This window comes from Adlercreutzia sp. ZJ304 (assembly GCF_011039075.1).
Lineage (GTDB): Bacteria > Actinomycetota > Coriobacteriia > Coriobacteriales > Eggerthellaceae > Adlercreutzia_A.
The window spans coordinates 1-11,000 of the sequence record NZ_JAAKEG010000023.1 but is presented as its reverse complement, the minus strand read 5'-3'; the positions used below and the strand labels follow the sequence as shown (position 1 = coordinate 11,000).

The 11,000-nt window shown below is 48.4% G+C and carries 11 protein-coding genes and 1 pseudogene; 10 read left to right on the top strand and 2 right to left on the bottom strand.

What is annotated here, in order from left to right; genetic code table 11:
• Positions 1 to 423: 423 nt before the first annotated feature.
• Complete coding sequence (locus G7Y46_RS08955; protein ID WP_165254007.1) at positions 424 to 681, top strand: hypothetical protein; 258 nt, start codon at positions 424 to 426, stop codon at positions 679 to 681.
• On the top strand, positions 678 to 941 hold the full coding sequence (locus G7Y46_RS08950) for a hypothetical protein (RefSeq protein ID WP_165254006.1): 264 nt from the start codon (positions 678 to 680) through the stop codon (positions 939 to 941). The genes G7Y46_RS08955 and G7Y46_RS08950 overlap by 4 nt, the downstream gene beginning before the upstream one ends.
• A gap of 100 nt (positions 942 to 1,041) precedes the next feature.
• Here G7Y46_RS08950 and G7Y46_RS08945 read toward each other — a convergent pair whose 3' ends face one another.
• Entirely contained in the window at positions 1,042 to 2,316 is a 1,275-nt protein-coding gene (locus G7Y46_RS08945) for an ArsB/NhaD family transporter (protein WP_165254010.1), read from the bottom strand.
• Positions 2,317 to 2,513: 197 nt separating this feature from the next.
• Here G7Y46_RS08945 and G7Y46_RS09170 point away from each other — a divergent pair, with 197 nt between their 5' ends.
• The 8 genes from G7Y46_RS09170 (at position 2,514) to G7Y46_RS08895 (ending at position 10,262) form a co-directional block, all read left to right on the top strand.
• Positions 2,514 to 5,396 carry a MurT ligase domain-containing protein gene (locus G7Y46_RS09170; RefSeq protein WP_241157112.1) on the top strand — a complete coding sequence of 961 codons (2,883 nt, stop codon included), beginning with the start codon at positions 2,514 to 2,516 and terminating at the stop codon, positions 5,394 to 5,396.
• 16 nt (positions 5,397 to 5,412) lie between these two features.
• Complete coding sequence (gene rlmH, locus G7Y46_RS08925; protein WP_346773621.1) at positions 5,413 to 5,883, top strand: 23S rRNA (pseudouridine(1915)-N(3))-methyltransferase RlmH; 471 nt, start codon at positions 5,413 to 5,415, stop codon at positions 5,881 to 5,883.
• Positions 5,884 to 5,995: 112 nt separating this feature from the next.
• Positions 5,996 to 6,802, top strand: coding sequence for a type II toxin-antitoxin system HipA family toxin (locus G7Y46_RS08920; protein WP_165254005.1), 807 nt, complete (start codon positions 5,996 to 5,998; stop codon positions 6,800 to 6,802).
• Positions 6,789 to 7,379, top strand: coding sequence for a helix-turn-helix transcriptional regulator (locus G7Y46_RS09165; protein ID WP_165254004.1), 591 nt, complete (start codon positions 6,789 to 6,791; stop codon positions 7,377 to 7,379). The genes G7Y46_RS08920 and G7Y46_RS09165 overlap by 14 nt, the downstream gene beginning before the upstream one ends.
• 77 nt (positions 7,380 to 7,456) lie before the next feature.
• Positions 7,457 to 8,242 carry an exodeoxyribonuclease III gene (locus tag G7Y46_RS08910; protein ID WP_165254003.1) on the top strand — a complete coding sequence of 262 codons (786 nt, stop codon included), beginning with the start codon at positions 7,457 to 7,459 and terminating at the stop codon, positions 8,240 to 8,242.
• Positions 8,242 to 8,805, top strand: coding sequence for a GTP cyclohydrolase I FolE (gene folE, locus G7Y46_RS08905; protein ID WP_165254002.1), 564 nt, complete (start codon positions 8,242 to 8,244; stop codon positions 8,803 to 8,805). Before G7Y46_RS08910 ends, folE begins: the two co-directional genes overlap by 1 nt.
• Positions 8,806 to 8,844: 39 nt before the next feature.
• Positions 8,845 to 9,192, top strand: a complete 348-nt coding sequence (locus G7Y46_RS08900; protein WP_241157111.1) for an ACT domain-containing protein — start codon at positions 8,845 to 8,847, stop codon at positions 9,190 to 9,192.
• Positions 9,193 to 9,329: 137 nt separating this feature from the next.
• On the top strand, positions 9,330 to 10,262 hold the full coding sequence (locus G7Y46_RS08895) for an exopolyphosphatase (protein WP_165254001.1): 933 nt from the start codon (positions 9,330 to 9,332) through the stop codon (positions 10,260 to 10,262).
• A gap of 403 nt (positions 10,263 to 10,665) precedes the next feature.
• Here the strand turns inward: G7Y46_RS08895 and G7Y46_RS08890 are convergent.
• Positions 10,666 to 11,000 (bottom strand): annotated as a pseudogene (locus tag G7Y46_RS08890) (hypothetical protein); the annotation flags it as partial.

Sequence of the window (11,000 nt, the reverse complement as noted above, 5' to 3'; positions counted from 1 at the left end):
AACATAAATTGATTAGTAATAGAAACAGTAGCTTGCTCATCCATGTTTGTCTTTTCTTTCTCTAGAAGATTTATAAATCTTCTAATCAAGACTAGATTGCAAACCTTATATCTGTGTATCAAAAATGCGATATCAAGTGACATACAGATTTCATGTCAAAACCAACTGTGTACAACACCTATTGATATCTCAAATCCCCATAGTTGCAACTTTTAATGAGTGTAAATCTTGCAGAAAGCTGGCAGAGAATAGTGCTGCGTTCATTTATTTTCAATCCGCAAAAACGTAAATAGTGCAAAACCATTTAATCTTAGCTGGCAGCTAATGGAATCTCTCTCTGTTTTTTTACTATGAATCACAGATTTGATGCATGAGATTTATGTCCGTTCATGCATTTTTAGCGTGTAATCGAAAGGAAAATCTATGAACCAGAACGAATTTTCTGCTCAAGGCGATCAGCCAGTTCCTGCCCAACAAAACCAGCCAATTTCGTCTGAGCAATCGATCATGTCTCAGCAGTTTGCTCAGGCTATGCAACCAAAAAACCGTTCTACTATGGGAATAATCAGCTTGGTACTTGGCATAATTTCCACACGCTTTTCTTGGTGTCACAAATTCCTAAGTGGTTGGGGATTTGCTGGAATGTGGTACTGGTTGTTGTGTGGATACTTTTTGTTGTGATTACAACTATGATGATTGCAGAGCCTGCCGAAAGCCTTGCTCAGTATTCTTTGTGGGGCAGAGTATTTATGGGGTATGGAGTGATTGCGGTTGGTTTGGGGATTGTTGCGTTTGCGCTTATGGACAAGCGACGGTTGGCTGTGCATTTCCCTATGCTTTCTAGACAGAATCCGGTGAAACGGTTTTTGGTTCTTGTGGTTGTTTCTTTCGCCGCAATGATGCTGTCGGGTATTTTGGCGCAATTATTCGTGCTGCCATAGTGCCGTACTGGGGCAGTTATGCTGGGTAATTATGCTGGCGGGCGTGTCAAACCAAGTGCGCTTTGCCATGCCTGCTATGCCGATGGAAGTGTCAAGCGAACTATGCCGGCGGGAAACGAAAAACCAAATAGATTGCCGCTATTACTACCGTAAGAAGCATTATCGGGAAACCAACTTTGAAATATTGGGCGAAAGTTATGGTGTAGCCGTTTTTGCGCGATATATCGCTTAGCACCACATTCGCGCTGGCTCCAATAAGCGACCCATTTCCACCTAAGCATGCGCCCAGCGAAACCGCCCACCAAAGCGGTGTAACGTCCATTCCGGCAGCTTGCATCGAGGCTAAAATCGGAATCATTGTAGCTACGAATGGAATATTGTCTAGGAACGCCGACACTACCGCCGATCCAAACACAAGCACCAGCATTGTAAGGAACACATCGCCGCCGGTAACGCTTACCAGCCACTTTGCCAGCATATCTATAACACCTGTGGCTGTCATTGCGCCAACAATTATGAACAGACCGGCGAAAAATAGCAGGGTGGTCCACTCTACATTTGCCAGCGCTTCATCAATTGGTGCGCGCGAAATTAGCAGAATAAGCCCTGCTGCCCCAAGCGCAATAACGCACGATTCCCAACCCAGCGCTCCGTGCAGCATAAAACCTACAACTACTAGCGCTATCATGCCAACCGAAATAGCCATCAGGCTCTTATCTTTTATGTAGTCGGTTGCACGCAGCTGGAGAACTTCGTTTACGTCGCGCGCGTCAACGGTCATTTTCCGTCCGTATAAGAAGTAAAACAGCACCAAAATAACCGCCAGTATTATTACTACGGCGGGTGCATCAATAGCAATGAAATCGGCGAATGTATAGCCTGCAGCTGAGCCAATCATAATGTTGGGCGGGTCGCCAATAAGCGTTGCTGTGCCACCAATGTTCGATGCCATTATTTCTGTTATGAAATATGGCACGGGGTTAACTTTTAGCATTTTGCAAATATTGAGTGTCATGGGACCAACAAGTAGCACGGTGGTTACGTTGTCTAAAAATGCGGAAAGCACAGCAGTAAGCAGTACGAACAGCATCATTATCATCCATGGTTGACCTTTTGCAATATGCGCACATGTTACGGCTAAATACTCGAACAGCCCCGACATTTTCACTACGCTTATGAAGAGCATCATGCCGAACAGCACGCCTAGCGTATTGAAGTCTATGTGGACCAGCGCTTCGTCGAAGGGAACCAGACCCAACATCATAATTAGCGCTGCGCCTACTAGCGCTACTACGGCGCGGTGTACTTTCTCGGAAATTATGACGGCAAGCGCAATTAGAAATATTGCTAACGAGGTTATTTGCGATACGTCCACTGCAGTTTGCATCTCCTTTTGCTTGCCGTTGTCAGTTGCGGGCTGCGTGGCGCAAAGCTGCAAGTGCCATCAACTGCGGGATACGCACCGTTTTGCACGCGCACGAATGAACAAGCCCACATGAATTATAAACATAGAGCGAGCTAAGCGTTGCAGTTGCAGGTTATACTTGATGCAAACTGGTTGAAAGGCTCGGTTTGGGAATACGTTTCGGAATAGCGAAGACCGTGGCGCGAGGATTGCATTGGGGATTAACCAATGTGGCGCGTCGTGCGGGTGCAACTTTGCCGGGGAAAATGGCTATGCGCCTAGATCCGCAGGTAATACAGCATGCACGCGGAGTGCTGCGTAGCGGATCTGTGGTGGTGGCTGGCACAAATGGCAAAACTACGTGTACGAATTTGCTTGCCGATTCGCTAGAGCAAGCTGGGTTTAGCGTGTGCTGCAATCGTACAGGGGCTAACTTGGCGTATGGGGTTGCGTCGGCGCTGCTGGAATGCCGCGGGGCTGACTGGGGCGTGCTGGAAAGCGACGAATTGTGGCTAGGTCGCACGTTGCCTGCGCTGCAACCCAACTATTTGGTGCTGTTGAATCTGTTTCGCGACCAGCTGGATAGGTGCGGCGAAATTGATCACATACAGGATGTAATTGTGCGGGCGCTAAGCGAAAGCCCGCGTACTGTGCTTGTTTACAACGCTGATGACCCGCTGTGTGCAATGGTGGCGCGCCGTGTGGGTGAAGTGCCTGTGCGCAAAGATGTGCCCAGCATTGCGTTTGGTGTAGTTGAGCCGTTAAATTTAGAGCAGAATGCCGTTAGCGACACCACTATGTGCCAAGTATGCAATGCCATGATGGAATACGATTACAGACAGTATGGGCAACTGGGTGCTTATAGGTGTCCGGAATGTGGTTTCGCTCGACCTGCATTGCAATTTGCGGCTAGAGATGTGCGTTTCAATGTAGATGGTCTGCAATTCAATGTTTCACGTGAAACACTTTTACTGAATGATTCGGAGGAAAGCGCTCGGTTAAATACGATTGTAGGAACAAATGTTTCACGTGAAACATTTTCGACCGATACATTTGCTGAAGTGGCGCGCGAAGTGGTGCGTGAAGTGGCGCATGAAGTGGCGCGCGAAACGCCGGGTGAAGCGGTGTATAAGGCGGCAGACAAAGTGGCGTGCGAAACGCAAGGTGCAATGGTGCGCAAAACAGCAGACGAAGCGAAGAGCGAAGCGCCTACGATAGAAATTCCCGATTCCGCCGACACTTGTTTTCCTGTGCATACTAAGCTGGCTGGAAATTATATGGTATACAACCTGCTAGCAGTATCCGCAGCAGCTATTTGCGTGGGGTGCGCTCCGCAAGATGTTCAGCGCGCAATCGATAATTTCAATCCGAAAAACGGGCGTTTGCAGGACTACAAAATAGGGCAGCATCGTGTTCTGCTTAATTTGGCGAAAAATCCCACCGGGTTTAACCAGAATCTGCGCATTGTGGTGCAGCGCGTTACAGCTAACACTGTGCCTACTCATACTGCTGGAGTCACTAACGCTTCTAAAGAAGTAACGCATGATGATGCCACTGCTGCCGAAATCGATGCGGCTAAGTTTGTGACTAGCGATACTTTATCTGCTACCAATGCCCCTGCTGGTGTGCAAAATTCGGAATGCGCAATCGCATTATTCATAAACGACAATAATGTTGACGGGCACGATATATCGTGGATTTGGGATATAGATTTTGAGGAACTGCAGCAGCTTTCGGGTGCGCATATATATGTGGGTGGGATACGCAAAAACGATCTTCAAGTGCGTCTGAAATATGCCGGCGTAAAAGCGCAATTGATAAACAAAATGTCAGATGTGTTTGCAGCTGCAGCAGCTGGGGAATTTCCTCAAAATGCTGATGTGTATGCTGTTGCGAACTATACGGCGCTGGCACCTGTTCGCGAAGAGCTGAACGCATTGCAGAACGCACCGCAAAGTCTGCCCCAAAGCGAGTCCCAAAGCGAACCCCAAAGTTTGACTCAAAGTGCACCCCAAAATGCACCGCAAAGTGCGTCGCAAAGTCTGCCGCAAAGTGAGCTCCAAAGCGCACCGCAAAGTCTGTCGCAAAATGAACCCCAAAGTGTCTCATGTGCTTGCGAACGCGCAACGTCTGCTCAAACAAATGTTTCACGTGAAACATTTTCAGACGACACACGCACCGCGAAATTCGCGAAATCACCGTCACTAAGCAGCGAAAACAGCATACTGACCGCATCGAATCCATCAACCACACCGAACACAACATCTACATGGAACCCTCCAATCACCTCAAATCCACCAAACTCGCCGGTAGTAATCGCGCACATGTTTCCCGATCTTTTGAATTTATACGGCGATGGCGGAAACGTGCGAATTTTGGAGCAGCGTTTACGCTGGCGCGGAATACCTGTGCGCGTGCAGCGCGTAGAGCATAATCAAACGGTGGATTTAAATAAGGTTGACCTAGTATTTCTTGGTGGTGGACCCGATCGCGAGCAGTCGTTGGCAGCCAAGCAGCTTATGGCTATGCGCGACCAGCTGACACATTTTGCGCAAGCTGGCGGTCCTATTTTGGCTATTTGCGGTGGCTATCAGATACTGGGAAACACGTGGCTTTCTAGCGAAGGCGAAGTGCCGGGGCTAGGCGTTTTGAACATTGAGACGCGCCGCGCTGGCACATCTACTGACCGACTAATTGACAATATCGTGTTGGATTCGCCGCTTGCAAAACATCCTGTGGTGGGCTATGAAAACCATGCTAGTTGCACATATCTAGCGCCCGACATGCAGCCGTTCGGTCGCGTGATATCGCGCACCGGTCACGGTAACAATAGTGAAAGCTGTGCTGACGGTGCCATAGCTAATAGCGTGGTGGGCACGTATCTTCACGGTGCGCTGTTGTCTAAGAATCCGGAAGTGGCTGACTGGTTGCTGCAGCGCGCATTGGCGCGTTATGCTGCGCGCACGGGCGTGCCCGCTATTGCGCTAGAGCCGCTAGATGATTCGGTGGAACTTGCGGCAAACGATTTCATGGTGCAGAAACTGGTGTAGTGCGGGTGTATGTTCTATGATGCGTATAAGTGTGGTGGCTGTTGGAAAGCTGAAAGAGCGCTTTTGGTCGCAGGCGTGCGATGAATACTTGAAACGCTTGCGTCCTTATGCCAACGTGTCGGTCTTAGAAGTTCCAGACGTTGATTCATCGCAATGCGGGGTACAGCAGGCACTATCCCGCGAATCTGATGCTGTGTTGCGCGTAATACCTGAAGATGCCTTCGTCATACTTCTAGCAATTCGCGCAAAGGAATTTTCTAGCGAACAATTAGCTGCAAAATTGGACAAATTAGCGTTGGAAGGCAGAAGCAACGTAGTGTTCGTAATAGGCGGATCGCATGGCGTAGATTCTACTGTAATTGCCCGCGCGAACGCGCAAATGTCGTTCGGTCCCATAACTTTGCCGCACAACTTAGCGCGTGTGGTTTTGCTCGAACAAGTTTACCGAGCTTTCAAAATAAGCCGCGGCGAACCGTACCATAAATAGGACACCCAGCAATTTTAAAATTTGAAGACCTTTCTCACAAACTTTGTATGTAGTATATTGCATATATAAAAATTGTCACCATAGAAATTTGCTGCATCGAAAGAGGTGCATAATGCGTGATGTTATATCAAAAATACAAGACCTAAGAAAACTCTCGTGGACCGAGCGTGCCACATCTTCGGGCACAGCAGGATGCTTTCTAAAAGCGCGTGAAGAAACTGGCGCGGGTGCTTGGTTTTATAAACTTTCTTGTTACGATAGCTACCGAGGCATATATGGTCACGAATGCGTAAATGAGCTAATTGCCAGTCGCTTAATGGAACTGCTAGGCATTCCACATTTGCAATATCGACTTGTTCATGCGCTAGTGAATGTGGATGGTGCGCAGTATGAAACGTGGCTAAACAGGTCGCGCAACTATCGCGCTTCGGACGAGCGAAAACTAGCCCTAGATGCGTTTTATGATTTAACGAAGAAGCACGGCGAATCGCCGCTAGAGCTATGCGACCGCTATGGTTGGGGCAAGCAAATTAGGCAAATGATGCTGGTGGATTTCCTTATCGCGAACAGGGATAGGCATGGTGCAAATATAGAAGTTCTGCGAAGCGCCAATGGCAATATGAGGTTGGCGCCTATTTTCGATAGTGGGCTTTCGCTTGTGTTTTCTTGCTATAACGATGAAGACAAAGTGGCTGCGGTAGACCCCCTAAGCGACGTGGATGCGAACAACTTTATAGGTACACGTTCACTTCAGGAAAATATTACTCGCTTTGCATCTTCAATAAAGCCGCCCAATACGTTAACCCAGCAGGGGAAAACATTCCTGTTCAAAGGACTAAATTCTGCTATTTCACAAACTCATATAGATAAAATATGGGAAATTATATGGACTAGGTGGTGTTGGTATGCGCAAATTTAACATCGTAGACGGATCGAAGCGCGCGGCGCAACCATGTGCCGTTCTAACTTACGATGAAGCGTGCGATTCGTTCCGCATAGACATTTCTAGAGATATTGATTTGGAAGAAATGCCGTTTGAATTTTCGCTAATGGTTGAAAACGGTTCGTACTCTATGGAAGACAAGCAAAGTAGGCGCTGGGTGGAAAGCCGCGTGATACCTAGTAGCAGGCAAAATTTAGGGCAAGTGCTCAAAGCTCATGATATGGATTTTTATGATCCGTTTCAGTTGCTTGTGGATCATGAGGGGCGCTGCGTGCAAGACAATTTTTATATAAGGGAAATAACCGAAAGTGCCGATAGCGCTGAATGCGGCGCTGGAGATATCGTCGATAGTTGTCATTCGGTAAACATTGGCGCAATGCTTATGTGCGCCAGAAAAAACGCTGGGATTTCGCAACAGGAATTGGCTAAGCGCGCAGGCGTTCAGCAATCACTAATAAGTCGTCTCGAGAACAACAAATTCAACCCAACAGTTAATTTGTTGGCAGATGTGGTTGCAGCGCTAAATAAGAAACTAAAAATAGACATTGCTTAGCGCCGCAAAAAGCTAGTTTAGCTCCACACAAAAGTGCGGTTTTGGATATCATATTCTGCACACTTCAAGGAGGCTTCATGCGATTCATTTCGTGGAACGTTAATGGGATACGTGCTGTCTTGGGCAAAAATTTCGCAGAGGTATTTGCCCACTTTAACGCCGATGTGTTTGCCCTGCAAGAAACAAAATGTCAGGCTGGGCAGGTGGAGTTAGACTTGCCGGGCTATCATCAATTTTGGAGCTACGCCGAGAAAAAGGGATATTCGGGCACGGCGGTGTTTAGTAAGGAAGAGCCCGCGCGCGTGCTGCATGGTCTTGGCATTCCGCATTTCGACTGCGAAGGGCGCATTGTGGCGTTGGAATTTGACAAATTCTGGTTCGTGGATTGCTATACGCCAAATTCTCAGACCGATCTTGTGCGCATAGACTATCGCACGGAATGGGATGATGCGTTTCGCGAATTTTGCTTAGGGCTGCAGTCTGGCGTGCTGCCCGATGGCTCTAATGCGCCTAGCAAGCCGGTGGTAATGTGTGGCGACTTCAATGTGGCTCACAACGATATAGACCTGAAAAACCCTGACCCGAACCGGGGCAAATCGGGCTTCTCCGACGAAGAGCGCGGCAAGTTTGACGAGCTTTTAGCCGCCGGTTTTGCGGATACTTTTCGGCGCGTGCATCCCGACCTAGCAGGGGTGTACACTTGGTGGAGTTATCGGAGACGCGCGCGCCGCACGAATGCCGGCTGGCGCATAGACTATTTCCTAGTTAGCGAAAGCCTGATGCCGCGCGTGGCGGGTGCCAACATTTATGATGAAGTGCAGGGCAGCGATCATTGCCCGGTAGGTTTGGAATTGGAGCTTTAATGGACAAGCGCAAAATAGAAGAGGGTGTACGTTTAATTCTGGAAGGCATCGGGGAAGACCCGAATCGCGAGGGGCTGCTTGAAACGCCCGCGCGCGTGGCGCGCATGTACGAGGAAGTGTGCGCCGGTTTGCAGGAAGACCCTGCGCAGCATTTCCTGAAAACTTTTGACGAAGGCCACGAAGACATGGTAATAGAGCGCGACATCCCGTTCTATTCAATTTGCGAACATCACTTAGTGCCGTTTTTTGGCACCGCTAACATAGCCTATATTCCGGGTCCTAGCGGGCGAATTTGCGGAATATCGAAGCTGGCGCGGCTTTTGGATGCGTTTGCGAAACGCCCGCAGGTGCAAGAGCGTCTTACTACGCAGGTTGCCGACACGCTTATGGAACAGCTGCAGCCGCGCGGAGTGCTAGTTGTGATAGATGCCGAACACTTATGCATGAGCATGCGCGGGGTAAAAAAGCCCGGCACTCGCACCACAACAAGCGCGGTGCGCGGCGCTTTCAAAACCAATTCCGACACGCGCGCCGAGGCGCTTTCTCTGCTGCATGTCGGCTGATTTGCTACTATGTAGGCTACATGCAATTGCGGAATGCGAATGTGGGCTGCGTTTGTAGTGCGCGAAATTCGCCGTGTCCGTTTTGTCCGATTCGAAAATAAGGGAATTGCCATGAAATGTGTCATATCTGTTTTAGGTAAAGACCGCACTGGCATTGTTGCTGCTGTTGCTACGGTTCTTACCGAATGCGGTGCGAACATAGATGATATTAACCAGACGATTTTAGGCGCAAACGAAATATTTAGCATGACGATGCTGGTGACGCTGGCGCCTGAGGTGTGCAACTTCAACGAAGTGCAAGAGCGTCTGAACGAAGCCGGCGAAAATTTGGGCACGCAAATTACCATTCAGCGCGAAGACGTTTTCCGCTATATGCATGAAATTTAATTCAAATTGTGGCAAATTAAACAGAAGCGCTGCTAAAAGTTGTGCGCTAGGCGCTGTATTTGCATTGGGCTTGCATGCTGGCGCTAGGCTTGCCTTAGTTTGCGAATTTGTGGGTTTGGAATTTTGGAAGGTATAGTATGGCTCTTTTTGGTGTTATCGATTTGGGGTCGAACTCGGTTCGCCTAGTAGTTTATAAGGTGCATGCAGGTGCAAAGCAGCCTTTCACCAAGAAAGATTTCCGAAACCTTATCGACGAAAAGAAAATTGCGGGTCTTTCAGCATATGTGGAGGACGGTCAATTTACGCAAGCTGGCATCGATCGCGCCGCCGAAGTGCTAGACGACCACTTGCGTCACGCGAACAATATCGGATGCACAAACGTGCATATTTTTGCTACTGCCGTGCTGCGCAACTGCGAGAACTCTGCTCAGGTTACGCGCATTTTGGAAAAAACCATAGGTCACGAAATTGACGTGTTGTCTGAGCGCGACGAAGCCCATCTGGGTTTTGTGGGTGCCACGTGCGATCGCAATATAGAGCACGGTACGCTTGTTGATATTGGTGGTGGCTCCACCGAGCTTACCGTTATACGGAATAATACCGATTCGCACTGCGTCAGCTTGGGGCAAGGTAGCGTGTCGTCGTATGCCCAGTTTGTTAACACGGTACTGCCCACTTTGCAAGAGACGCGCGCAATAGAGCAGGCTTTTGCCGCGCAGTTAGATACGCTTCCTAGTATTGAGCCTTACCGTGCTAAGCGCATTTACGGCATTGGTGGTTCTGTACGTGCAGCAGCCAAAATGTGCGGCGGAATTTTAGGTAACGGAAAGCGGCTTAAAGTTGTTGCTGTTGACCAGTTAAATGATATGTTAGCTGCGCTTGAAAGCAGTCCGCATATTTTTGCGCATACTGCTGCGGCTGTTGCGCCCGATCGTCTGCACACGTTAGTTCCCGGTAGCATTATCGTGCGCACTCTTATGCATGCGCTTGGTGCTACTCATCTGGAAATATGCAGATTCGGCATACGCGAAGGCTATTTAATAGAACGCGTTCTTGGCGGAGAAAAATAGTTAGAAAAATGGTCAAAACTTTCGACTTTCCATGGTTCTGAATGCGAAATTGTGCCTACTAAGGCATCAGAAAGGTGTCGAATTTTCTGTTTGCCCAGTGTTCTCCATATTTCAAGTTAGCTATGTGGCGCTACGACCATGGAAAGTCGGAAGTTTTGACCATTTTTGAGAAAAAAGTAGACCCATGGATCTAATTGCGTGCAAACTGATTGAGTGCAAACCGCACTGATGTGCTGCGAAACTACTCACTAAGCCCATAAAACGTTGATTGCCTATACTTTGCAGCTTTTGCGAGTCGTCTACTCCGACTGTGTCCGACGCTCTCTAATCTGTTGATGTTTGCTTTAGGCGAGAGTTTTTCATTTTGTTCAGTACAGTTTTTAGTCTATGTTGATAAATTATTCTATATATTAAACTCGGCAAATAGTTGTTCACGATAGGTTGGGTCTTTAGAGGCTTTAAGAACATCATCTTCGCGGTTATGGGAGAAAAGTGTTTCAACTAATACTGCATAACGCATTTCAGCCTCAGCACGTCCTTGTTGTAAGCCTTCAGCTCGTCCTTGCAAGATTCCGCGCTTCAACCCGCGTTCTAGCCCTCGCTCTAGTCCCCGTTCTTCTCCCTCTTTTAGAGCAGCTCTGCGGGCTATACGTACTTCTCGCTCCCAATCTTCTCCTATTGTACTTACAGAAAACACCTTATTCACCCACTCTCTATCTTTATTGGCTCTATCTACTG